This window comes from Pseudomonas sp. LBUM1649 (assembly GCF_059716155.1).
This window is the reverse complement of the sequence record NZ_CP166807.1, coordinates 6,381,450-6,405,394: the sequence shown is the minus strand read 5'-3', so window position 1 is coordinate 6,405,394 and position 23,945 is coordinate 6,381,450. Positions and strand designations below refer to the sequence as shown.

Here is a 23,945-nt window from a genome sequence, read left to right as displayed (position 1 = left end):
GCTTTTTTCGTTGTGGAGGGCTAGACGCTCCGAAACTCAGGTGGTACATTCGGCCCCGCACTGGTTTCTCCATTGCCCCCTGCTAGCCGTCGCCGACGCTCTCCTTTCGAATAAGTACGCGATCCTGTCGCCTTCTCTGCGGCGCGGCCTCATTAAGCCAAAAGCTTAATTTCCCCCCTCCATAAATGATTACGTCATTCCTATATGAATCTGACTGAACTCAAGCAAAAGCCGATTACCGAACTGCTCGAATTGGCCGAACAGATGGGCATAGAAAATATGGCCCGTTCGCGCAAGCAGGACGTGATTTTCTCCCTGCTCAAAAAGCACGCTAAAAGCGGCGAGGAAATCTCCGGTGATGGCGTGCTGGAGATTCTCCAGGACGGCTTCGGCTTCCTCCGCTCTGCTGACGCTTCCTATCTCGCCGGCCCAGACGATATCTACGTCTCGCCGAGCCAGATCCGTCGCTTCAACTTGCGCACCGGTGACACCATCGTTGGCAAGATCCGCCCTCCAAAGGAAGGCGAGCGTTATTTCGCGCTGCTCAAGGTCGACACGATCAACTTCGACCGTCCGGAAAACGCGAAAAACAAGATTCTCTTCGAGAACCTGACCCCGCTGTTCCCGACCGTGCGCATGAAGATGGAAGCCGGTAACGGTTCCACCGAAGACTTGACCGGTCGAGTCATCGACCTGTGCGCCCCGATCGGTAAAGGCCAGCGCGGTCTGATCGTTGCACCGCCGAAAGCCGGTAAAACGATCATGCTGCAGAACATCGCGGCGAATATCGCTCGTAACAATCCTGAAGTTCATCTGATCGTGCTGCTGATCGACGAACGTCCGGAAGAAGTAACCGAAATGCAGCGAACCGTGCGCGGCGAAGTGGTTGCCTCGACGTTCGACGAGCCGCCAACCCGCCACGTGCAGGTTGCCGAAATGGTGATCGAGAAGGCCAAGCGCCTGGTCGAGCACAAGAAGGACGTGGTGATCCTGCTCGACTCCATCACCCGTCTGGCCCGTGCCTACAACACCGTGATCCCGAGCTCCGGCAAGGTACTGACCGGTGGTGTCGATGCCCACGCCCTGGAGAAACCGAAACGTTTCTTCGGCGCCGCGCGCAACATCGAAGAAGGCGGCTCGCTGACCATCATCGCCACCGCGCTGGTTGAAACCGGCTCGAAGATGGACGAAGTGATCTACGAGGAATTCAAAGGCACCGGCAACATGGAACTGCCTCTGGATCGTCGCATCGCCGAGAAGCGTGTGTTCCCGGCCATCAACATCAACCGCTCCGGTACTCGCCGCGAAGAGTTGCTGACGGCTGACGACGAGTTGCAGCGCATGTGGATCCTGCGCAAGCTGCTGCACCCGATGGACGAAATCGCTGCCATCGAGTTCCTGGTCGACAAGTTGAAAACGACCAAGACCAACGATGAGTTCTTCCTGTCGATGAAACGCAAGTAAGTCGAACGGGCCAAGAAGCCGGGGAAACCCGGCTTTTTGCTATCTGATTTTTGCTCAAGCGGCAGTTCGTGGTTCTGAATAGAGGGGTTCGGCGCTAAACTGCCCACCCCGAACGCCACGGCCAACACGAGGCTCACGCATGCAGTATCGCGACTTGCGCGACTTTATCAGCGGCCTGGAAAAGCGCGGTGAACTCAAGCGCATCCAGGTTCCGGTGTCCCCAGTGCTCGAAATGACCGAGGTCTGCGACCGCACCTTGCGCGCCAAGGGCCCGGCCCTGCTATTCGAAAAGCCCACCGGTTTTGACATTCCCGTGCTCGGCAACCTGTTCGGCACCCCTGAGCGCGTGGCGTTGGGCATGGGCGCCGAAGCGGTCAGCGAGCTGCGTGAAATCGGCAAGTTGCTGGCGTTCCTCAAGGAGCCCGAGCCGCCAAAGGGGCTGAAAGACGCCTGGTCCAAGCTGCCGATCTTCCGCAAGATCATCTCGATGGCACCCAAGGTCGTCAAAGATGCGATCTGCCAGGAAGTGGTCATCGAAGGCGACGACGTCGATCTGTCGACGTTGCCCGTGCAGACCTGCTGGCCAGGCGACGTCGCGCCGCTGATCACCTGGGGCCTGACCGTCACCAAGGGTCCAAACAAGGACCGGCAGAACCTCGGTATCTATCGTCAGCAAGTGATTGGCCGCAACAAGGTCATCATGCGCTGGCTGAGCCACCGTGGCGGCGCGCTGGACTACCGTGAATGGTGCGAGAAACATCCTGGCCAGCCGTTCCCGGTAGCCGTGGCGCTGGGTGCTGACCCGGCGACCATCCTCGGTGCCGTGACCCCGGTTCCAGACAGCCTTTCCGAGTACGCCTTTGCCGGCCTGCTGCGCGGTAACCGGACCGAATTGGTCAAGTGCCGTGGCAACGACCTGCAAGTGCCGGCGACCGCCGAAATCATCCTCGAAGGCGTGATTCATCCGGGCGAGATGGCCGATGAAGGGCCGTACGGCGACCACACCGGTTACTACAACGAAGTCGACAGCTTCCCGGTGTTCACGGTCGAGCGGATTACCCATCGGATCAAGCCGATCTACCACAGCACCTACACTGGCCGTCCACCGGATGAGCCGGCGATCCTGGGTGTGGCGCTGAACGAAGTGTTCGTGCCAATCCTGCAGAAGCAGTTCCCGGAGATCACCGACTTCTACCTGCCGCCCGAAGGCTGTTCGTACCGCATGGCCGTCGTGACCATGAAGAAGTCGTACCCGGGGCATGCCAAGCGGGTAATGCTCGGTGTCTGGTCGTTTTTACGACAGTTCATGTACACCAAGTTCGTTATCGTCACCGACGACGATATCAACGCACGGGACTGGAACGACGTAATCTGGGCCATTACCACGCGCATGGACCCCAAGCGCGACACGGTGATGATCGAGAACACGCCGATCGACTACCTGGACTTCGCCTCGCCGGTTTCCGGCCTGGGTTCGAAGATGGGGCTCGATGCCACGCATAAATGGCCGGGTGAAACCACGCGCGAGTGGGGCCGTGTAATCGTCAAGGACGACGCCGTGACCCAGCGGATCGATGCCATCTGGAATCAGTTAGGAATAGATTGATGCGTGTAACCTTGCAGCCCTCCGGAGCAGTGCTGGATATCTTGCCCGGCGAGCGGATTCTCGATGGCGCACGCCGTCTGGGCTATGAATGCCCGCAAAGCTGTCGCAACGGTAACTGCCATGTGTGCGCGGCACTGCTGGTGGAAGGGCGCGTCGAGCAGGCAGGTCTCGTGCGCGACCATGGCGAGTTCTACACTTGCATAGCAGAGCCGCTGGAAGACTGCATCGTGCTGTGGGATGGCGTGCTCGCGCTGGGAGAATTGCCGGTGCGCAGTCTGTCGTGTCAGGTCACCAGTTGCACCGAGGTCGGTGGCGATACCTGGCGGGTGCGGCTGCGGGCGCCCGCTGGCAAGCCACTGCGTTATCACGCGGGCCAGTATCTGATGATCCATCGCGACAATGGCGAGAAGTCATCCTTCTCCCTGGCCTCGGCACCCTCTGGCGGGCGTGATCTGGAAATCCACGTGCTGGCGCGCGAAGCCAGTGCGCTCAATCTGATCGAGCAGCTGCAGCGCAACACCCTGGTGCGTGTCGACATGCCGTTCGGTGATGCCCACCTGGCCGAGTTGCCGGACGGTCCGCTGGTGCTGATTGCCGCAGGCACTGGAATGGGCCAGATCCATGGCCTGATCGAACATTGCCGTGCGCAAGGCTTCAAGCATCCCGTGCATCTGTATTGGGGTGTGCGTCGTCCTGAAGATTTTTATGAAGTCGAGCATTGGGATGAGTGGCTGAAACTGGCCAATCTGTTCCTGCATAAAGTCGTCAGCGATCAATGCGGCTGGCAGGGACGTTGCGGCATGTTGCATGAAGCGGTCTGCGAAGATTTTTCCGATCTCAAGGCCCTGCATGTCTATGCCAGTGGATCGCCGGCCATGGTCTACGGCACCCTGGATGCGTTGGTCGAGGCGGGGATGGACGCCCACCAGATGCGCGCCGACGTGTTTGCATACGCGCCCAGATCCTGATGCTGCCCCCCCCACACACACTGTAGGAGCGAGCATGCTCGCGATGGTCGTTAACGATTACGCGGGAAGTCAGGCTGCCCGCGGCGTTCTTGCGTTCATCGCGAGCATGCTCGCTCCTACAATGTGGAGGCATATAACCCCCTATATAGCCTATCGGTATTTATAAAATCATATAAATGTCGGTAGGTTATATCTCATTCAAGTAATTAATTAAGAGTTGCGCCAAGGCGCTTCAATTACTTGAAAACATATGTGCCTTATTGTTGCAACGGTGCGTTCTATTAAGTAATTCATCACCCGCGGGGAGCTGAACGCTATTCGCCATGAGCGCCATTGAATCTTCGTTTTTGAACCTGACTTACCCGCCGCAGCTCGATCTGGGGCCGCAACTCACGCACGAACAATTGCTCAGCTCGATGCAGTCCACCATGGCGCGCCACAAGGGTGGACCAGTGTGGCTGTTCGCGTATGGGTCGTTGATCTGGCGCCCTGAGTGCACAGCGGTCGAGCGCGTTCGCGGGCGAGTGCATGGCTACCATCGCGGTTTGTACCTGTGGTCCCACGAGCACCGTGGCACGCCGGAAATGCCCGGGCTGGTTTTCGGTCTGGATCGCGGCGGCTCATGCAGCGGCTTCGCCTATCGCTTGCCGGAAGAACAACTGGACGCTTCGTTGTACGCGCTATGGAAGCGTGAGATGCCTTTCCCATCCTATCGCCCGCACTGGCTCAACTGCCGACTTGAAGACGGCAGTCAGGTTCAGGCTTTGGGATTTGTCCTGGAGCGGCATTTGCCCAGTTACGCCGGCAACTTGCCGGATCATGTACTGAGCCACGTGTTCGAAAACGCTTGCGGGCGTTACGGCACCACTCGCGATTATGTCGAGCAGACCGCCCACGCCCTGCGTAGCCACGCCATGCCAGACCGGAATCTGGAGGCGCGGCTCAAGCGCTGTAAATCAAAGGACGATCAAGCGAGTGCTTCGCGGCTCTGACTGGCGACTTGCTTGTGCCATAGGGTGGGCGCAAGGAAGGCCATTGCCAGCAGGCAGGCACCGATCAGCAAGACGAAGCCGCCATCCCAGCCGAAATGGTCCACGGTGTAGCCCATCGCTGCACTGGCCGCGACCGATCCCCCCAAATACCCAAACAGACCAGTGAAGCCCGCAGCCGTACCGGCGGCTTTCTTCGGTGCCAACTCCAGTGCCTGCAGGCCGATCAACATGACCGGGCCGTAGATCAGGAAGCCGATGGAGACCAGCGCAATCATGTCGACCGTCGGGTTGCCGGCCGGGTTGAGCCAGTACACCAGCGTCGCCACAGTCACCAATGCCATGAACACCATGCCGGTCAGGCCACGGTTGCCACGGAAGATCTTGTCCGACATCCAGCCGCACAGCAGCGTGCCCGGAATGCCGGCCCACTCATAGAAGAAGTACGCCCAGGAGGTCTTGTCCACGGTGAAACCCTTGGCCTCCTTGAGGTAGGTCGGTGCCCAGTCCAGCACGCCGTAGCGCAGCAGGTAGACAAAGACGTTGGCCAGGGCGATGTACCAGAGCATTTTGTTGCGCAGCACGTACTTGACGAAGATTTCCTTGGCGCTGAATTCTTCTTCGTGGCTGGCGTCGTACCCTTCCGGGTAGTCGTTCTTGTACTTCTCGATCGGCGGCAGGCCAACCGATTGCGGGGTGTCGCGCATGGTGATGAAGGCAAACACCGCCACGGCCATGGCCACCGCCGCCGGTACATAAAACGCGGCATGCCAGTCGTTGAACAGGCCCATGCCCAGCAGGAACAACGGGCCGATCAAGCCGCCGCCCACGTTGTGCGCCACGTTCCACAGCGACACCACACCACCGCGTTCCTTCTGCGACCACCAGTGCACCATCGTCCGCCCGCTCGGCGGCCAGCCCATGCCCTGCGCCCAGCCGTTGATGAACAGCAGGACGAACATGATGGTCACGCTGGACGTTGCCCAATGTGCAAAACCGAAAGTGAACATCACCGCCGCCGAGACCATCAGGCCGAACGGCAGGAAGTAGCGCGGGTTGGAACGGTCGGAAACGATGCCCATCAGAAACTTGGACAAGCCATAAGCAATGGCAATCGCCGACAACGCCACGCCTAGTTCTCCACGGGTGTAGCCCTCTTCGATCAGATAAGGCATGGCCAGGGAGAAGTTCTTGCGCAGTAGGTAATAGCCGGCATAGCCGATAAAAATACCGGCGAAGATCTGCCAGCGCAGGCGTCGGTAGGTGCTGTCTATTTTTTCTTCAGGCAGCGGAGCCTGATGTGTGGCAGGACGAAAGAAAGCAAACATTCAAAAGCTCCAAATTTCTTGTTTTGACTGCGGATGCGAATGTTACAGTTTCGTTACCGAAAATAGCATCGGATCTCATCGGCTAAACAGCGGAAATGTTGGAATTCGAGCGTTCCTTTATGAACATGTCGCCTACACATAAATGAAGGGCGCTGTAGGAAGCGTTACCGCTCGCCTCTTTTATGCGCCTGATCTGTAGGAGTAGGGCAGGTCTTTGGGAAAGGTCCTGCGCTTTTACCGGAAGTCATGACCTTCAGCGCAAAGCCTTCGATCTTTACCCTTTGTCTAGCTGCCAGGTCTGGCAATGCAGGGGGCGAAGGGGAGGTGTTATGCGCTGGGTTATGGGTGTGGTGCTGCTGTTGGTGTTGTCTGTTCAAAGCAGAGCGGGTGACGTGTTTCTGATACCGGAGCACAACCCCAAGCCGATTTATCCGTCGGCACTGCTACGGGCCGGGATAACCGGTGATGTCCGGGTTCGTTTCACGGCCTATGCCGATGGTTCGGTCGGCAAGGTGAGCATTTTGCAAAGCGACCATCCTGATCTGGCCGAAGCAAGCAGGGTTGCAGTCGAACAATGGCGATTCAAACCGTGGGCAGTGGATAGCGATACATTCACCGAACGGGAAGTGGTTGCGCCAATGACATTCCGGTTAGATCTGGATTCGCCAATCCACACCAACCAGTGGCTAAAAACGTTGAGGTGTCGTGACCTCAATGAGGCTCTGGTGGATGTGCCGGAGCCTGCTTGGGTTGATTCAGCAGTGTTTGGTTATACCAGGGCTTATCTTTCGAACGTGTTCCACATCACTCAGTTGCCGAACGAAAAACGTCTTGCGTGGATCGCCAACATGAATAAGCGCGTGCCTATTATTGTCAGGGAGTGCCGTACCAGCCCTGCCCGCAAATACACGAGTTTGCTACCCGTGGAAATTCGCAAGTTACTTTAGTTTTCGGCCAGAAAAAGAGCGATCTGAACCGCGTTCAGACCGCTTTTTCAGCTCAGCGAACCTGCATCACCACCTTCCCGACCGCCTTGCGCTGGCCAAGATCGTTGATGGCCTGCGCAGCATTGCTCAACGGGTAAACCTGCGACACCAGCGGCTTCAACTTGCCTTCGGCAAACCAGCCAAACAACTGCTGGAAGTTTGCAGCGTTGTCCTGCGGCTGACGCTGGGCAAACGAGCCCCAGAACACGCCGAGCACTGCCGCGCCCTTGAGCAGTGCAAGGTTGACCGGCAGTTCGGGGATGCGTCCGCTGGCAAAGCCGACCACCAGCAGGCGGCCGTTCCAGGCGATGGCGCGGATGGCCTGGTCGAACAGGTCGCCACCCACCGGGTCGTAGATCACGTCGGCGCCCTGGCCATCGGTCAGGCGTTTGATTTCGTCCTTGAGGCTGGTTTCGCTGTAGTTGATCAGTTCATCGGCGCCCGCAGCCTTGGCCACGGCGAGTTTTTCCGCGCTGCTGGCCGCGGCGATCACCCGGGCGCCCATGGCCTTGCCGATTTCCACTGCCGCCAGGCCGACACCGCCGGAGGCGCCCAGTACCAGCAGGGTTTCGCCGGGTTGCAGGTTGCCGCGCTGCTTGAGGGCGTGCATCGAGGTGCCATAGGTCATGCTGAAGGCGGCGGCGGTGTTGAAGTCCATGGAGGGCGGGATCGGCAACACGTTGTAACCCGGCACCGCGACCTGTTCGGCAAAACTGCCCCAACCGGTCAGGGCCATCACCCGGTCGCCGACTTTCAGGTGGCCGACCTTTTCGCCCACTGCGCTGACTACGCCGGCGGCTTCACCGCCCGGGGAAAAAGGGAAGGGCGGTTTGAACTGGTACTTGCCCTCGATGATCAGCGTGTCGGGGAAATTCACCCCGGCGGCGTGTACCTCCAACAGGATTTCATTCTTCTTCGCGACAGGACTGGCGACGTCTTCCAGCACCAGCGATTCGGCAGGGCCGAAGGCTTTGCACAGCACGGCTTTCATCAGGGCTATTCCTTTGGGAGTGATGGCCGATAAGTGTAGGTGTGTGAGTCGACGGGTCAACGAGCATGCCCGGCCCTGATAGTCAGCCATAAGCTTGTACTGGCGTGGCGGGTGGTTATGCTAGGCCGCAAACCGGATAAGGAGCGAATTGTGAAAGCGTGGATCATGTTGTTGCTGGCCCTGTCTCTGCCTGTGGCAGCGGTGGCCGAAGAAGCCAAGGAAGAGGTGGCACCGAAGGTCAATTACGTCACTTTGAGCCCGCCGTTCGTGGGTAACTACGGGCTGGATGGCACGCCGAAGCTCAGGGTCTACAAGGCCGATGTGGCATTGCGGGTATCCGGTGACGAGGCCACTAAAGCGGTGAAGGCCAACGAGCCGTTGATTCGCAATCAACTGGTGGCGTTGTTTGCCCAGCAGTCCACCGAGACGATGAACAATGTCGAGGCCAAGGAAAAGTTGCGTCAGGAAGCCCTTAAGCAAACCCGGCAGATCATGAATGATGAAACCGGCAAGCCGGTGGTTGAGGATCTGTTGTTCAATAACCTCATCATCCAGTAATGCTGGATCCTGTAGGAGCAAAGCTTGCTCGCGATAGCGTCCTCAAGATCGCCATCGCGAGCAAGCTTTGCTCCTACAAGAACCTCTTCAAGATCACCATCGCCGGCAAGCCGTGCTCCTACAAGAGCGCCCGCACCGCCGCCCATTGCTCTGCCGTAACCGGCATCACCGACAGTCTCGAACCCTTTTGCACCAGCGGCATCTCCGCCAGCGCCGTCTGCTGCTTCAGATAATCCAGCTTCAACACTCTGGCAAATGTCTCGACGTGCGCAACATCGATAGCGCTCCAAGCGTTCTTCTCGGGAGTGGCTTTCGGATCGTAGTAATGGCTTTCCGGCTCAAGCGCCGTCGGGTCCGGGTATGCCGCTTCGACAATCTTGCCTATCCCGGCAATCCCCGGTTCCGGGCAGCTCGAATGATAGAAAAAGAACTCGTCCCCCACCGCCATGGCGCGCAAAAAATTACGCGCCTGATAGTTGCGAACCCCGTCCCAGCGCGCTTTGCCAAGCTGCTCCAGGCCTTTGATCGAGAGTTCGTCGGGCTCGGATTTCATCAGCCAATAGGCCATGGTTTTGGCTCCTTGCGAAGTGGGTGGAGAGGTTGTCGGGCAATTTTATGACAAACCGACAGTCGGTTGACGCCAGCATTTGCGTGCCGGTTCACGTTGTCGCAAAATGCCGGCCTTTCAAGCTTGACGCTGCTGCACGGCCTACAAAAGGAAACCGCTGCTGTCATCGTGTTGATATGCCTTTGGGGGGCAATCGATGAAACGCAAACCGGATTTACTATGGATTTTGGTTATTTTGTTCGGCCTCGGCGTCGTGACCACTGGCTATGCCCAAAGCCTGTGGGTCAACAAGACCGATGCACCGGTCGAAATCTCGCCATTGCAGCAACAATCGACAGCCTTCAAGCGCTGATCCGGCCTTTTCGACGCCGCTGATCCCGGTGGCGTCTAGCCCGAGTAATACCAGGCCTTGTCCGTCACCGTTCCTTGCAACGGCACATCCCAGCTCGCCTGAGCCAGTCGCTCGACCTTCTGACATTCATGGGCCAGCCCCAGCAACGTCGGCTTGCGCCAGCCATTGCGACGCGCCAGGTAGGCCAGGCTTCGATCATAGAAGCCGCCGCCCATGCCCAGGCGTCCGCCGACATCGTCAAACCCCACCAATGGCAGCAGCACCAGATCCAGCGCCCAGACTTTGCGTTGTCGGGCGAGATTGTGCCTGGGTTCGAGAATACGGAAGCGATTGAGCTTGAGCTTTTCGCCGGGGCGAATCCGCTGGAACACCATTTTGGTTCGCGGCCAGGCACTGAGCACCGGTAGATAGGTGGCCTTGCCCCGACGTTGAGCCGCACGCAGCAACAGGCGCGGATCGATTTCACCGTCGGTAGGCAGATAAAGAGAGATGTGTTTTGCGCGGCGGAACAGCGGTTGCTGGGCCAATTGCTTGTACAGCCCGCGAGCCGCCTGGCGCTGCTGACTGGGTGTCAGTGCGCGGCGGGCCTTGCGCAGCATGCGTCGAAGTTGCGGTCGAGGGAGCAGCGCAGGTTCGGTCATGGATTTTGGCTTCGGCAATACGGTTACGTAAAGCGCCTTTGTAAAAAAGCAGAGCTGTAAAAAAGCAGATCTGTAAAAAAGCCGATGCCGGTATTAAAACCGGCATCGGACTGGAATCAGGCTCCCCGGATGTACCGCTGTCGACTTAGCCCTTGAACCCGAAAGTTCAAGGTGGAAGACGCAGTAGGCTTTAAGGCTTTCCGTCTAGCGGACATGCACACCAGCCCAACGTGCGACCTCCAGGGTATAGCAAATCGGCTCAGGGACATCGCCAACTGGCAAGCACCCCAGGGAGTGATGAGAGTATACCGCAAGCGGTGACGCGATTCAGCCTTTGGTGACATCCGGATCAGTGGCGAGCACCAGATCGACACGATCGAGCAGGTCGCGCACTTGTTCGCGGGTCGAACCGCTGGCCTGGATGTCCGGTCGCTCTTCCTTGTGCAGCAGGTCGTGCGTGATGTTCAGCGCGGCCATCACGGCGATGCGATCGGCGCCGATGACTTTTCCGCTGCTGCGAATTTCGCGCATCTTGCCGTCCAGGTAGCGAGCGGCGCTCACCAGGTTGCTGCGCTCTTCCTGGGGGCAGATGATCGAATATTCTTTGTCGAGGATCTGCACGGTGACGCTATTGCTTGAACTCATGAGTCTTGCTCCAGGGCCTTGAGACGCGAAATCATCGATTCGACCTTACGCCGGGCGATTTCATTTTTTTCAATGAGGTGCGCGCGTTCCTCGCGCCAGGTCTTTTCCTGAGCCAGTAAGAGTCCGTTTTGGCTCTTAAGTTGCTCGACTCGGGTAATCAGCAGTTCGAGTCTGGCCATCAGCTCTTGCAGGTCGGTGTCTTCCATTGTGTCCACTGAAAATGTCTGATGGATGCTAGCGGGCGGACCACTGTAGGAGCGAGCCTGCTCGCGATGTACCAGAGAACGCCGCGGGGCGTCAGAAACCCAACGTTATCGTTGACGACCATCGCGAGCAAGCTCGCTCCTACAGGGGTAGTCGATGTAGGATACAAGGCCTTCATTCTAGACATAGCGCCGTCTGGCGCCTAGCTGCCCATGACCATTCAGAATTCCCCGTACCAAGGCTTCGCCACCCTGCTGACCTCCAGCGGTCATAACGTCTCGCCTGCCGAACTGCACGGCCTGCTGCTCGGCCGCAGCTGCGCCGGCGCCGGCTTTGATGTCGAGGGCTGGCTGATCGACGCCGCCGAACTGCTCGAAAGCGAGCCGAAGGACAACGTACGCGCTGCCTTGATCGGCCTGCAAGAGATGGTCAAGGGCGAGCTCACCGGCGACGACGTAACCGTCGTTCTGTTGCTGCCAACCGACGATGCCCCACTTGCCGATCGTGCCGCGGCGCTGGGCCAGTGGTGCCAGGGTTTCCTCAGTGGTTTCGGCTTGAACTGCCGCGACAGTAGCATGCTGAGCGCCGAGGCCACCGAAGTGTTGCAGGATCTGGCGGCCATTTCCCAGGTGCAAGACGCTCTGGAAGAGTCCGACGACGGCGAAAGCGACTATATGGAAGTCATGGAGTACGTACGCATCGCGCCGTTGCTGCTGTTCTCCGAAACCAAGAAAGACGTGGCGCCTGCCGCCAAACCGTCGCTGCACTGATCAATGCCAGGGAACGCCATCTGCCCATGATTCATATCCCGAAATCGGAATACAGCCGTCGCCGCAAGGCCCTGATGGCGCAGATGGAACCCAACAGCATCGCCATTCTGCCCGCCGCCGCGGTGGCCATCCGCAACCGCGATGTCGAGCACGTCTACCGTCAGGACAGCGACTTCCAGTACCTCAGCGGTTTTCCCGAGCCTCAGGCCGTGTTGGTCCTGATACCGGGGCGCCTGCATGGTGAATACATCCTGTTCTGCCGTGAACGCAACGCCGAGCGCGAGTTGTGGGACGGCCTGCGCGCCGGGCAAGAGGGCGCGATTCGCGACTTCGGTGCCGACGACGCCTTCCCGATCACCGATATCGACGACATCCTGCCCGGCCTTATAGAAGGCCGTGACCGCGTCTACTCGGCCATGGGCAGCAACCCGGAATTCGACCGGCACCTGATGGACTGGATCAACGTGATTCGCTCCAAGGCCAACCTTGGGGCCCAGCCGCCGAACGAATACGTTGCCCTGGATCATCTGCTTCACGACATGCGCCTGTATAAATCGGCGGCAGAAGTGAAGGTGATGCGCGAAGCCGCACGGATTTCCGCCCAGGCGCACGTGCGCGCGATGCAGGCCAGCCGTGTCGGGTTGCATGAGTTCAGCCTGGAAGCCGAGCTCGATTACGAATTTCGCAAGGGCGGGGCGAAGATGCCGGCCTACGGCTCGATCGTCGCTGCGGGGCGCAACAGCTGCATCCTGCACTACCAGCAGAATGACGCGCTACTCAAGGACGGCGACCTGGTGCTGATCGACGCCGGTTGCGAAATCGACTGCTATGCCAGCGACATCACTCGCACCTGGCCGGTCAACGGCAAATTCTCTGCAGAACAGAAGGCAATTTACGAATTGGTGCTGGCTGCCCAGGAAGCCGCGTTTGCCGAGATTGCCCCGAACAAACATTGGAATCAGGCCCACGAGGCTACGGTTCGGGTGATTACCACCGGCTTGGTCGAGCTTGGGCTATTGCAGGGCGACGTCGACGAACTGATCGCCAGCGAAGCCTACAAGGCGTTTTACATGCACCGCGCCGGCCATTGGCTGGGCCTGGATGTGCATGACGTCGGCGAGTACAAGGTCGGCGGCGAATGGCGCGTGCTGGAGGTGGGCATGGCGCTGACCGTGGAGCCAGGGATCTACATTGCTCCGGACAACCAGAGCGTGGCGAAGAAATGGCGCGGCATTGGCGTGCGCATCGAGGACGACGTCGTGGTCACTAAAAACGGTTGTGAAATCCTGACTAAAGGCGTACCGAAAACCGTCGCCGAGATCGAGGCCCTGATGGCGCAAGCACGGACACAAGCGGCATGAGTCGAGTCAATCTGGCGATTATCGGTGGCGGCCTGGTCGGCGCCAGTCTGGCGTTGGCCTTGCAGGCCGGTGCCCGTGCCCGTGGCTGGAAGATCGTACTGATCGAACCCTTTGCCCCCGGTGACACCTGGCAACCCAGTTATGACGCGCGTTCCACGGCGTTGTCCTTCGGTGCGCGGCAGATTTATCAGCGCTTGGGCGTCTGGCAGGAAATTTCCCGCCGCGCTGAGCCGATCAAGCAGATTCACGTCTCTGACCGTGGGCGTTTTTCCACGGCGCGACTGTCGGCGATGGAAGAGGGCGTTCCGGCGCTGGGTTATGTGGTGGAAAACGCCTGGCTCGGCCATTGCCTGTGGCAAGGTCTGGACAAGGACGTGATCAACTGGCGTTGCCCGGCGGAAGTCACGCGCATGGAGCCGCTCACCGACGGCTACCGCCTGACCCTGAATGACGAAATTACGCTCGATTGCGATCTGGCGGTGCTCGCTGACGGCGGGCGTTCCGGCCTGCGCGAGCAACTGGGCATCGGCATCAAAAAGCGCCCGTACAACCAGAGCGCGCTGATCGCCAACATCACGCCGAGCGAAGCCCATGACGGCATGGCTTTCGAACGCTTCACCGACGACGGCCCGATGGCGTTCCTGCCGTTGCCGGACAACCGTTGTGCGCTGGTCTGGACACGTCTGGGCATGGATGCGCAACGACTGGCCGCCCTTGATGAGCGCAGTTTCCTGAGCGAGCTGCAGGGGGTGTTCGGTTATCGCCTCGGCACGTTGAAGCAAGTCGGTGTGCGGCACTTGTACCCGCTGGCGTTGGTGGAGGCCGAAGAGCAGGTGCGCTCGCACCTTGTGGTTCTCGGCAATGCTGCCCACAGCCTGCACCCGATTGCCGGCCAGGGGTTCAACCTGTCCCTGCGCGATGCCCAGGCGCTGGCCGATGCGCTGCTCGCCAGCGAACACCTGCCGGGGCACTTCGGCACCTTGCAGGATTACCGCGAGCACCAGCGACTGGACCAGAAACTCACCGTGGGCTTCTCCGACCAGGTCACGCGCCTGTTCGGCAGTACTCAGCCCCTGGTGTCATTGGGGCGCAATCTGGGCCTGCTCGGTCTTGACCTGCTGCCGCCGGCTAAACGCTGGTTCGCCCGGCAAGCCATGGGCCTGGGTACCCGTCCTGATGTTTAAGTGGCTGACACGCAGGTTTGGCAAGGCCCAATTGATGTGCCGGTTCATGAACTTCTATCCGCCGTACCTTGGCGCCGGGGTTCGGGTGCGGCACATCAGCGATGACTTTCGTGACGTCCAGGTGTCCATGGGCTCGCAATTGCAGGTCGATATTCATGACGGCGCCGGCAACCTGGTGGCGCGTGCCGGAAAAACCCTTTACGTGCGGCTCAAGCCGCAAGCGAGACAGGCTTAAAGCATGGAAATGCGCGCAGATCTGCTGATTGTCGGGGCCGGAATGGTCGGCAGCGCCCTGGCGCTGGCGTTGCAGGGCAGCGGGCTGGAAGTCCTGTTGCTGGACGGCAGCCCAATGAGCGTCAAACCGTTTGACGCGCAGGCGCCGTTCGAGCCGCGGGTGAGTGCCTTGTCCACCGCTAGCCAGCGAATTCTTGAACGGCTGGGCGTGTGGGACGGTATTGCCAACCGGCGCAGCAGTCCCTACAGCGACATGCACGTCTGGGACGGCAGCGGCACCGGGCAAATCCACTTCTCGGCGACCACCGTGCACGCCGATGTGCTGGGCCACATCGTTGAAAATCGCGTGGTTCAGGACGCCTTGCTCGACCGCTTGCACGACTGCGATCTGGGAATGCTGGCCAACGCACGGCTGGAACAGATGCGCCGCTCCGGTGACGACTGGCTGCTGACCCTCGCCGATGGCCGCACCCTGCGCGCACCGCTGGTGATCGCGGCGGATGGCGCCAACTCGGCAGTGCGGCGCCTGACCGGTGTCGCCACGCGGGAGTGGGATTATATGCACCACGCCATCGTCACCAGTGTGCGCAGCTCCAAACCTCATCAAGCGACCGCCTGGCAGCGGTTCACCGACAATGGCCCGCTGGCGTTCTTGCCGCTGGAGCGCGACGGTCAGCAGGATTGGTGTTCGATCGTCTGGTCGACCACTCCGAGCGAAGCCGAGCACTTGATGACACTGGATGACGAGGGTTTCTGTCGGGCGCTGGAGCGGGCCTTCGAAGGTCGACTTGGCACGGTGCTCAGTGCGGACCCGCGTCTGCGCGTGCCGCTGCGTCAGCGCCATGCCAAGCGTTACGTGGCCGAGGGCCTGGCATTGATCGGCGACGCAGCGCACACCATCCACCCGTTGGCCGGGCAGGGCGTGAATCTCGGTTTCCTCGATGCTGCGGTGTTGGCCGAAGTACTATTGCAAGCGGCGACCCGTGGCGAGCGCCTGGCGGATGTGAAGGTGCTGAGTCGTTATGAACGTCGGCGCATGCCGCATAACCTGGCGCTGATGGCGGCGATGGAAGGGTTTGAACGGCTGTTCCAGGCGGACCCATTGCCGGTGCGCTGGTTGCGTAATGCCGGGTTGAACATGGTCGACCGGATGCCCGAGGCTAAGGCGCTGTTTGTGCGTGAGGCGCTGGGGTTGATCGGGGATTTGCCGGCGCTGGCCAAGGCCTGACATTTTCGCTGCGGCTGATGGCCTCTTCGCGAGCAGGCTCGCTCCCACAATGGAATGCATTACAACTGTGGGAGCGAGCCTGCTCGCGAAGGCGTCGGCACATTCACTATCAATTCCCGCCTGTGCAACATCTGGTAACTCCTCCAAGAACTGTTCGATTGAGAAGGCAAATGTGAGTCCTTATCATTTGGCTTCATTTTTTCAATCGAGAGACCGCTCCCATGTTGGCACCGAAGCGTCTACTGACTGCACTGGCCCTGACTCTGCTCGGCAGCACCGCCGCCCAGGCCGATGACGAGGTGGTGGTCTACTCCTCGCGCATCGATGAACTGATCAAGCCAGTGTTCGATGCCTACACCGCGAAAACCGGCGTCAAGGTGAAGTTCATCACCGACAAGGAAGCGCCGCTGATGCAGCGGATCAAGGCCGAGGGCGAGAACACTCCCGCCGACCTGCTGCTGACCGTCGATGCCGGGAACCTCTGGCAAGCCGAGCAGATGGGCCTCCTCCAGCCCTTCACCTCGAAAACCATCGATGCCAACATTCCACTGCAATACCGTGCGGCCTCCCATGCCTGGACCGGCCTGAGCTTGCGAGCGCGGACCATCGCCTATTCCACCGACCGGGTTAAACCGGGCGAACTGACCACCTACGAAGCGCTGGCCGACAAGAATTGGGAAGGTCGCCTGTGCCTGCGCACGGCGAAGAAAGTCTACAACCAGTCCCTGACCGCCACCATGATCGAAGTGCACGGCGCCGAGAAAACCGAGAAGATCCTCAAGGGCTGGGTCAACAACCTGTCCACTGACGTGTTCTCCGACGACGTGGCGGTGCTCGAGGCCATCAATGCGGGCCAGTGCGACGTCGGCATCGTCAACACCTACTACTACGGCCGCCTGCACAAGCAGAAGCCGGATCTGCCGGTGAAACTGTTCTGGCCGAATCAGGCTGATCGCGGCGTGCACGTCAACCTGTCGGGCATCGGCCTGGTCAAGCACGCGCCGCACCCGGAAGCAGCCAAGGCCCTGGTGGAGTGGATGACCACGCCTGAGGCGCAGAAGATCTTCGCCGACGTGAACCAGGAATTCCCGGCCAACCCGACCGTGCAGCCATCGGCCGAAGTCGCCGCATGGGGCAAGTTCATTGCCGACACTTTGCCGGTGGAAGTCGCCGGCAAGCGCCAGGCCGAAGCGATTCGTATGATGGATCGAGCTGGCTGGAACTGAGTCGCCCGATATACTGCGCCCCGCCTGTGCGGGGCGTTTTGTTTTTGCGCAGGCACCTCTGACCCTGTAGGAGCGAGCCTGCTCGCGATGAACGTCACGACACCGCTGACCGTCAGGCACCCCGCGTTATCGTTGACGTTTTTCGCGAGCAGGCTCGCTCCTACAAGGGTTTCTGTTATCTCCTCATCTGCTTGAGAGCTTTACTTTGGCCCACCCCGCCCAACGCCGCTGGTATCCCCTGGTCTTCGCCATCGCTGCGCTGGTCCTGCTACCCCTCAGCGTCCTGCTGCTGTCCTGGCAAGCCATCGACCAGCAGATCTGGTCCCACCTCTGGGACACGCAGATGCCGCGCCTGCTGGGCAACACCCTGACCCTGCTGCTCGGTGTCGGAGTTGGCGTGACGGTCCTGGGGGTGAGCCTGGCCTGGCTCACCAGCCTCTGCGAATTCCCCGGTCGGCGTTGGCTGGACTGGGCACTGATGCTGCCCTTTGCGATTCCGGCCTATGTGCTGGCGTTCGTCTTCGTCGGGCTGCTGGATTTTGCCGGTCCCGTGCAGACCCTGCTGCGGGAATGGTTCGGCAGCGGCCTGCGTTTGCCGCGCGTGCGCTCAACGGGCGGGGTGATCCTGGTACTGGTGCTGGTCTTCTATCCTTACGTTTATCTGCTGGCCCGCACCGCGTTCCTGGCTCAGGGCAAGGGCCTGATGGAAGCGGCGCGGGTGCTCGGTCAATCCCCATTGCAGGCGTTCTGGCGCGTGGCAATGCCCATGGCGCGCCCTGCCATCGGTGCTGGCGTAGCCTTGGCGCTGATGGAAACCCTGGCGGATTTTGGCGCCGTGTCGGTGTTCAACTTCGACACCTTCACCACCGCCATCTACAAGACCTGGTACGGGTTTTTCAGCCTCTCCACCGCCGCGCAACTGGCCAGCCTGTTGCTGCTGGTGGTGATGCTCGTACTGTATGGCGAGCGCCGTGCTCGCGGCGCCAACCGGGCGAGCAATGAACGGCCACGGGTCAAGGCGTTGTATCACCTGCGCGGCCTCAAGGCGCTGTTGGCGACGGGGTGGTGCGCTCTGGTGTTCGCCTGCGCCTTTGTCATTCCAATGCTGCAGCTGGTGGTGTGGTTCTGGCAGCGCGGGCGGCTGGATCTGGATGAGCGTTACACCGGCCTGATCATCCACACGTTGTACCTGGGGACGATGGCGGCGTTGATCACCGTCAGTGTCGCCCTGGTATTGGCGTTTGCCCGGCGGCTGGCGCCGACCCAGGGGATCCGCGCCGGGGTCAGCCTGGCCAATCTTGGCTACGCCTTGCCCGGTTCGGTGTTGGCGGTGTCGATCATGCTGGCGTTCAGTTACCTGGATCGCGTGCTGGTGATCCCGCTCTCCGGCTGGCTCGGTGGGGCTGGCAAGCCGTTGTTGCTGGGTAGCCTGTTGGCGTTGCTGCTGGCCTATCTGGTGCGTTTCATCGCCGTGGCTTACGGTCCGCTGGAAAGCAGTCTGGCGCGAATACGGCCATCTTTGCCTGAAGCGGCACGTAGCCTGGGCGTCAGTGGGCCGCGACTGTTTTTCAAAGTGTATCTGCCATTACTGCTCCCCGGTTCGTTGAGCGCGGCGTTGCTGGTGTTCGTCGATGTGCTCAAGGAAATGCCTGCGACCCTTCTGATGCGCCCGTTTGGCTGGGACACACTGGCGGTGCGGATCTTCGAAATGACCAGTGAAGGCGAGTGGGCGAGGGCATCGCTGCCAGCCTTGACCCTGGTTTTGGTCGGGCTGCTACCGGTCATCGGATTGATACGACGTTCGGCGCATCGAAACAGCTAGGTGCCAGTCCTACACCTTGCGGCTACAATGCGCGGCATTCGGTGCGGTCCGTCTGACAGACAAGGTAGTGAAAACGGCTGGAAGCCTTTTATTTCAAGGTTCCCGCACAACGTATCACTGGCCCGCACCTTCGCCACGCCCGGAAGGAGAAACCCATGGGACAGCGTACGCCTCTGTATGACCTTCATCTCGCCCTCGGCGCGAAGATGGTCGATTTTGGCGGTTGGGATATGCCTCTGCATTATGGATCCCAGGTCGAGGAGCACCATCAGGTGCGCCGCGATTGCGGTGTTTTTGATGTATCCCACATGACCGTGATCGATGTCGACGGCCCCCAGGCCAAGGCATGGCTCCAGCATTTGCTGGCCAACGACGTCGAACGCCTGCACAAACCCGGTACCGCGTTGTACAGCACCATGCTCAATGAGCGCGGCGGTATCGTCGACGACATGATCGTCTATCGCCTCGAAAGCGCTTACCGCCTGGTGGTCAACGCCTCTACCCGCGATCAGGACCTGGCGTGGATGCAGGCGCATCTCGACGGTTTCGACGTGCAGCTCAACGAGCGTTCCGATCTGGCAATGCTGGCAATTCAGGGCCCCCATGCCCGGCACAAGATTGCCGAACTGGTGAGTCAGGCGCGCGGCACATTGATCCAGAAGCTCAAGCCTTTCGAAGGCCGGCCCGACGGTGACTGGTTCATCGCACGCACCGGTTACACCGGCGAAGACGGTCTGGAAATCATTCTGCCGGCCGACCAGGCTCCGGGGTTCTTCAACGATCTGGTGGGGGCGGGCATTTCTCCCATTGGCCTGGGCGCGCGTGACACCCTGCGGGTCGAGGCGGGCATGAACCTGTACGGTCAGGACATTCACCAGGACGTTTCCCCGCTGGTCTCCAATATGGCCTGGAGCATCGCCTGGGAGCCGGCCACTCGCGAGTTCATCGGCCGCAAGGCGCTGGAAGCCGAGCGCAGCGGCGGCGTACAACACAAACTGGTCGGTCTGGTCCTTGAGGAACGCGGGGTTTTGCGCGCTCATCAAGTGGTCCGCATCGCCAATGTTGGCGAAGGGGAGATCACCAGTGGTAGTTTCTCTCCTACGCTAAGCAAGTCGATTGCACTGGCGCGCGTGCCAATGGCCACTGCCGACCGCGCAGAAGTGGAAATCCGTGGCAAATGGTACCCGGTACGAGTGGTCAAGCCGACCTTCGTACGCCATGGCAAAACCTTGATCTAACCTTTTCCGGCGGGCGTTGACCGCCGATAATTTTCCTGAGGACACAGAACATGAGCGATATCCCTGCCGACCTGCGTTTTGCCGAAAGTCACGAATGGGCTCGCCTGGAAGCCGATGGCACCGTCACCGTGGGCATCAGCGATCACGCGCAGGAAGCGCTGGGTGATGTGGTGTTCGTTGAGCTGACCGAAGTCGGAAAAACCTTTGCTGCCGGTGATCAATCCGGGGTGGTGGAATCGGTCAAGGCCGCTTCCGACATCTACGCCCCGATTGGCGGTGAAGTGATTGCGATCAACGAAGACCTGAGTGCTTCTCCAGAGATGCTCAACTCCGACCCGTACGGCGCGTGGATCTTCAAAATCAAGCCAAGTAACACGGCTGACCTGGACAAGCTGCTCGATGCAGCGGCTTACAAGGCCGCCATCGGCGAATAAGCCTTCAGCGTTACCCCAAAGCCCCGACCTGTCGGGGCTTTTTTATACCTGGCGAATTTCCCCTGTAGGAGCGAGCACGCTCGCGATGGTCGTCAACGATAACGCTGGAAGCCTGACACCCCGCGGTGTTCTGGAGTTCATCGCGAGCCTGCTCGCTCCTACAGGGGTTCGCGTCTGGCATCGGCTGCTATGCTGGTTTGACCGAGTTGCATCGACGCTGAGCGCCAGTCAAGAGAGAGCCCGTCATGTCCCAGTTGCCGTCCTTGAGCCAGTTACGCGACCCCAATGCCTTTCTTCGCCGCCACCTTGGGCCTGATGCCGCCGAGCAACAGGCGATGCTCGACAGCCTCGGCCTCGGTAGCCGGGTCGAATTGATCGAGCAGACGGTACCGCCGGGAATCCGCCTGAACCGACCACTCGACCTGCCGCCGGCCCTCGACGAAGAAGCCGCGCTGGCCAAGCTGCGGGGCTACGCCGAGCAAAACCAGGTCTGGACCAGCCTGATCGGCATGGGCTATCACGGCACGCTGACGCCGGCCGTCATACTGCGCAACGTTCTGGAAAATCCTGGCTGGTACACCGCGTATACACCCTATCAACCGGAAATCGCCCAGGGCCGGCTTGAAGCGTTGCTGAATTTCCAGCAATTGACCATCGACCTCACGGGCCTTGAACTGGCCAACGCCTCGCTGCTGGATGAAGCCACTGCGGCGGCGGAAGCCATGGCCCTGGCCAAGCGGGTCGCCAAGTCGAAAAGCAATCTGTTTTTTGTCGACGAAAACTGCCATCCGCAGACCATTTCCGTGGTGCAAACCCGCGCAGAAGGCTTCGGGTTCGAACTGATCGTCGACGCTGTGGATAACTTGAAACAGCACCAGGTATTTGGTGCGTTGCTGCAATATCCCGACACCCACGGCGAGATCCGTGACCTGCGTCCGCTGATTGATCATCTGCATGCCCAGCAGGCGCTGGCGTGTGTTGCCACCGATCTGCTGAGCCTGCTGTTGCTCACCCCGCCGGGAGAGCTGGGCGCCGACGTGGTGTTCGGCTCATCCCAGCGTTTCGGCGTGCCCATGGGCTACGGCGGCCCTCACGCGGCGTTTTTTGCCAGCCGTGACGAGTACAAGCGGGCGATTCCGGGGCGGATCATCGGCGTGTCAAAAGACGCCCGCAGCAACGTTGCCCTGCGCATGGCGCTGCAAACCCGCGAGCAGCATATCCGTCGTGAAAAGGCCAACTCGAACATCTGCACCGCTCAAGTGCTGCTGGCCAATATCGCCAGTTTCTACGCGGTTTATCACGGCCCGGAGGGGCTGAAACGAATTGCCCAGCGCGTCCATCGGCTGACATGCATCCTTGCCGCTGGCCTTGAACGCAAGGGCATTACCCGCCTCAACCAACACTTCTTCGACACCCTGACCCTGGAAGTCGGTGGCACCCAGACCGCGATCATCGAAAGCGCCCAGGCCGCGCAGATCAACTTGCGGATTCTGGGGCGTGGGCAATTGGCTCTGAGCCTCGACGAAACCTGTGACGAAACCACGGTGGCGAAACTGTTCGACCTGTTCCTGGGGGCCGATCATGGGCTCAACGTCGACGAACTGGACGCTGAAACCCTGGTTGGCGGCATTCCCGACACACTGGCACGAACCTCGCCCTATCTGCGCCACCCAGTGTTCAACGCCCACCACAGCGAAACCGAGATGCTGCGCTACCTCAAGCAACTGGAAAACAAGGATCTGGCGCTCAATCAATCGATGATCCCGCTGGGCTCGTGCACCATGAAGCTCAACGCCACCAGCGAAATGATCCCGATTACCTGGCCGCAGTTCGCCAACCTGCATCCGTTTGCGCCCAGAGAACAGGCCGTCGGTTACTCATTGATGATCGAAGAGCTGGAGCGCTGGCTCTGCGCGATTACCGGTTTCGATGCGATCTGCATGCAGCCCAACTCCGGGGCGCAAGGCGAGTACGCCGGGCTGCTGGCGATCCGCAAATACCACGAGAGCCGCCAACAGGGCGGGCGGGATATCTGCCTGATTCCTTCGTCCGCCCATGGCACCAACCCGGCCTCGGCGCAAATGGCCGGGATGCGCGTGGTGATTGTCGAGTGTGACGAGGCCGGCAACGTCGATCTGGATGACCTGAAAGTAAAGGCCGCCCAGGCCGGGGATAAACTGGCCTGCCTGATGGCGACTTATCCGTCGACTCACGGCGTGTACGAGGAAGGCATCAGCGAAATCTGCGAAGTTATCCACAGCCAAGGCGGCCAGGTGTACATGGACGGTGCCAACCTCAATGCCCAGGTGGGATTGGCGCGCCCGGCGGACATCGGCGCTGATGTTTCACACATGAACCTGCACAAAACCTTCTGCATTCCCCATGGCGGCGGTGGGCCGGGCATGGGGCCGATTGGCGTGCGCGCCCACCTGGCACCGTTCGTGGCCAACCATCCGGTAGTGCCTATCGATGGACCGCAGCCACAGAATGGCGCGGTCAGTGCGGCGCCTTGGGGCAGTGCAAGCATTCTGCCGATCAGCTGGATGTACATCGCCATGATGGGGCCGCAACTGGCCGACGCCAGTGAAGTGGCGATCCTCGCCGCGAATTACCTGGCGCGGCACCTGTCCGGTGCGTTTCCAGTCCTCTACACCGGCCGCAACGAGCGGGTGGCTCACGAATGCATTCTCGACCTGCGGCCATTGAAGGCGCTGACCGGCATCAGCGAGGAGGACGTGGCCAAGCGTCTGATGGACTATGGCTTCCATGCACCGACCATGTCGTTCCCGGTACCGGGGACATTGATGGTCGAGCCCACCGAAAGTGAATCGAAGGCGGAGCTGGACCGCTTTATCGGCGCGATGCTGAGCATCCGCGCGGAGATTACCGAGGTGCAGAACGGTAACTGGCCAGCCGAGGACAACCCATTGAAGCGTGCACCGCATACCTTGGCCGATGTTACGGGGATCTGGGAGCGTCCCTACACCATCGAGCAGGCGATTACGCCCGATGCGCACACCAAGGCGCACAAGTATTGGCCGGCGGTGAACCGGGTGGACAATGTCTACGGCGACCGGAATCTGTTTTGTGCGTGTGTGCCGCTGGATGAATACCGCTGAACAACACACGGCCCCTGTAGGAGCAAGGC

General features: G+C 60.3%; 23 protein-coding genes and 1 other RNA gene. 17 read left to right on the top strand and 7 right to left on the bottom strand.

Annotated features, from left to right (window positions below; genetic code table 11):
- The first annotated feature begins 204 nt into the window (after positions 1 to 204).
- From rho to ACA058_RS29750, 4 genes are all read left to right on the top strand, one after another.
- A complete protein-coding gene (rho, locus tag ACA058_RS29765; protein ID WP_057712815.1) occupies positions 205 to 1,464 on the top strand; it encodes a transcription termination factor Rho in 1,260 nt (419 codons plus the stop codon).
- A 139-nt stretch (positions 1,465 to 1,603) separates the two neighbouring features.
- Complete coding sequence (gene ubiD / locus ACA058_RS29760) at positions 1,604 to 3,070, top strand: 4-hydroxy-3-polyprenylbenzoate decarboxylase (protein ID WP_497637092.1); 1,467 nt, start codon at positions 1,604 to 1,606, stop codon at positions 3,068 to 3,070.
- Positions 3,070 to 4,038, top strand: a complete 969-nt coding sequence (locus ACA058_RS29755; RefSeq protein WP_497637091.1) for a CDP-6-deoxy-delta-3,4-glucoseen reductase — start codon at positions 3,070 to 3,072, stop codon at positions 4,036 to 4,038. The genes ubiD and ACA058_RS29755 overlap by 1 nt, the downstream gene beginning before the upstream one ends.
- A 323-nt stretch (positions 4,039 to 4,361) precedes the next feature.
- Complete coding sequence (locus tag ACA058_RS29750) at positions 4,362 to 5,030, top strand: gamma-glutamylcyclotransferase (protein ID WP_497637090.1); 669 nt, start codon at positions 4,362 to 4,364, stop codon at positions 5,028 to 5,030.
- On the opposite strand, the gene glpT is transcribed toward ACA058_RS29750, so the two are convergent.
- Positions 5,006 to 6,355, bottom strand: coding sequence for a glycerol-3-phosphate transporter (gene glpT, locus ACA058_RS29745; RefSeq protein WP_497637089.1), 1,350 nt, complete (start codon positions 6,353 to 6,355; stop codon positions 5,006 to 5,008). The genes ACA058_RS29750 and glpT overlap by 25 nt on opposite strands.
- Positions 6,356 to 6,684: 329 nt before the next feature.
- On the opposite strand from glpT, the gene ACA058_RS29740 reads away from it, so the two are divergent.
- Positions 6,685 to 7,302 carry an energy transducer TonB gene (locus ACA058_RS29740; RefSeq protein ID WP_497637088.1) on the top strand — a complete coding sequence of 206 codons (618 nt, stop codon included), beginning with the start codon at positions 6,685 to 6,687 and terminating at the stop codon, positions 7,300 to 7,302.
- Between the two features lie 52 nt (positions 7,303 to 7,354).
- On the opposite strand, the gene ACA058_RS29735 is transcribed toward ACA058_RS29740, so the two are convergent.
- Positions 7,355 to 8,332 (bottom strand): NADPH:quinone oxidoreductase family protein, encoded by a 978-nt coding sequence (locus ACA058_RS29735; RefSeq protein WP_497637087.1) that lies wholly within the window; start codon positions 8,330 to 8,332, stop codon positions 7,355 to 7,357.
- A gap of 150 nt (positions 8,333 to 8,482) precedes the next feature.
- Between ACA058_RS29735 and ACA058_RS29730 the strand changes: the two genes are divergently transcribed.
- Positions 8,483 to 8,890 carry a flagellar basal body-associated protein FliL gene (locus ACA058_RS29730; RefSeq protein ID WP_497637086.1) on the top strand — a complete coding sequence of 136 codons (408 nt, stop codon included), beginning with the start codon at positions 8,483 to 8,485 and terminating at the stop codon, positions 8,888 to 8,890.
- Between the two features lie 118 nt (positions 8,891 to 9,008).
- On the opposite strand, the gene ACA058_RS29725 is transcribed toward ACA058_RS29730, so the two are convergent.
- The gene (locus ACA058_RS29725) at positions 9,009 to 9,458 is read right to left on the bottom strand and encodes an EVE domain-containing protein (RefSeq protein ID WP_497637085.1); all 450 of its coding nucleotides are present in this window, start codon (positions 9,456 to 9,458) and stop codon (positions 9,009 to 9,011) included.
- A 196-nt stretch (positions 9,459 to 9,654) separates the two neighbouring features.
- On the opposite strand from ACA058_RS29725, the gene ACA058_RS29720 reads away from it, so the two are divergent.
- Positions 9,655 to 9,810: a hypothetical protein gene (locus tag ACA058_RS29720; protein WP_008055235.1), complete on the top strand. Its 156-nt coding sequence runs from the start codon at positions 9,655 to 9,657 to the stop codon at positions 9,808 to 9,810.
- Between the two features lie 35 nt (positions 9,811 to 9,845).
- Here ACA058_RS29720 and ACA058_RS29715 read toward each other — a convergent pair whose 3' ends face one another.
- From ACA058_RS29715 to ACA058_RS29700, 4 genes are all read right to left on the bottom strand, one after another.
- Positions 9,846 to 10,451 (bottom strand): 5-formyltetrahydrofolate cyclo-ligase, encoded by a 606-nt coding sequence (locus tag ACA058_RS29715; RefSeq protein WP_497637084.1) that lies wholly within the window; start codon positions 10,449 to 10,451, stop codon positions 9,846 to 9,848.
- A 118-nt stretch (positions 10,452 to 10,569) separates the two neighbouring features.
- Positions 10,570 to 10,748: non-coding RNA, 6S RNA (gene ssrS / locus ACA058_RS29710), on the bottom strand.
- A gap of 30 nt (positions 10,749 to 10,778) precedes the next feature.
- The gene (locus tag ACA058_RS29705; protein ID WP_008055229.1) at positions 10,779 to 11,096 is read right to left on the bottom strand and encodes a cell division protein ZapA; all 318 of its coding nucleotides are present in this window, start codon (positions 11,094 to 11,096) and stop codon (positions 10,779 to 10,781) included.
- The gene (locus tag ACA058_RS29700; RefSeq protein ID WP_497637083.1) at positions 11,093 to 11,302 is read right to left on the bottom strand and encodes a TIGR02449 family protein; all 210 of its coding nucleotides are present in this window, start codon (positions 11,300 to 11,302) and stop codon (positions 11,093 to 11,095) included. The genes ACA058_RS29705 and ACA058_RS29700 overlap by 4 nt, the downstream gene beginning before the upstream one ends.
- A 210-nt stretch (positions 11,303 to 11,512) precedes the next feature.
- Between ACA058_RS29700 and ACA058_RS29695 the strand changes: the two genes are divergently transcribed.
- The 10 genes from ACA058_RS29695 (at position 11,513) to gcvP (ending at position 23,916) form a co-directional block, all read left to right on the top strand.
- The gene (locus tag ACA058_RS29695; protein WP_497637082.1) at positions 11,513 to 12,070 is read left to right on the top strand and encodes a YecA/YgfB family protein; all 558 of its coding nucleotides are present in this window, start codon (positions 11,513 to 11,515) and stop codon (positions 12,068 to 12,070) included.
- Positions 12,071 to 12,096: 26 nt separating this feature from the next.
- Positions 12,097 to 13,431, top strand: coding sequence for a Xaa-Pro aminopeptidase (gene pepP / locus ACA058_RS29690; protein WP_497637081.1), 1,335 nt, complete (start codon positions 12,097 to 12,099; stop codon positions 13,429 to 13,431).
- A complete protein-coding gene (gene ubiH, locus ACA058_RS29685; RefSeq protein WP_497637080.1) occupies positions 13,428 to 14,615 on the top strand; it encodes a 2-octaprenyl-6-methoxyphenyl hydroxylase in 1,188 nt (395 codons plus the stop codon). The genes pepP and ubiH overlap by 4 nt, the downstream gene beginning before the upstream one ends.
- Positions 14,608 to 14,850, top strand: a complete 243-nt coding sequence (locus ACA058_RS29680; protein ID WP_497637079.1) for a hypothetical protein — start codon at positions 14,608 to 14,610, stop codon at positions 14,848 to 14,850. Before ubiH ends, ACA058_RS29680 begins: the two co-directional genes overlap by 8 nt.
- Before the next feature lie 9 nt (positions 14,851 to 14,859).
- Positions 14,860 to 16,077, top strand: coding sequence for a 2-octaprenyl-3-methyl-6-methoxy-1,4-benzoquinol hydroxylase (locus ACA058_RS29675; protein WP_497640025.1), 1,218 nt, complete (start codon positions 14,860 to 14,862; stop codon positions 16,075 to 16,077).
- A gap of 221 nt (positions 16,078 to 16,298) precedes the next feature.
- Positions 16,299 to 17,303, top strand: coding sequence for an extracellular solute-binding protein (locus tag ACA058_RS29670; protein WP_497637078.1), 1,005 nt, complete (start codon positions 16,299 to 16,301; stop codon positions 17,301 to 17,303).
- 205 nt (positions 17,304 to 17,508) lie between these two features.
- Complete coding sequence (locus tag ACA058_RS29665; protein WP_497637077.1) at positions 17,509 to 19,125, top strand: ABC transporter permease; 1,617 nt, start codon at positions 17,509 to 17,511, stop codon at positions 19,123 to 19,125.
- Between the two features lie 155 nt (positions 19,126 to 19,280).
- A complete protein-coding gene (gene gcvT / locus ACA058_RS29660) occupies positions 19,281 to 20,363 on the top strand; it encodes a glycine cleavage system aminomethyltransferase GcvT (RefSeq protein WP_497637076.1) in 1,083 nt (360 codons plus the stop codon).
- 50 nt (positions 20,364 to 20,413) lie between these two features.
- Positions 20,414 to 20,797 (top strand): glycine cleavage system protein GcvH, encoded by a 384-nt coding sequence (gene gcvH / locus ACA058_RS29655; protein ID WP_497637075.1) that lies wholly within the window; start codon positions 20,414 to 20,416, stop codon positions 20,795 to 20,797.
- 245 nt (positions 20,798 to 21,042) lie between these two features.
- Entirely contained in the window at positions 21,043 to 23,916 is a 2,874-nt protein-coding gene (gcvP, locus tag ACA058_RS29650; RefSeq protein ID WP_497637074.1) for an aminomethyl-transferring glycine dehydrogenase, read from the top strand.
- The last annotated feature ends 29 nt before the right edge of the window (positions 23,917 to 23,945 follow it).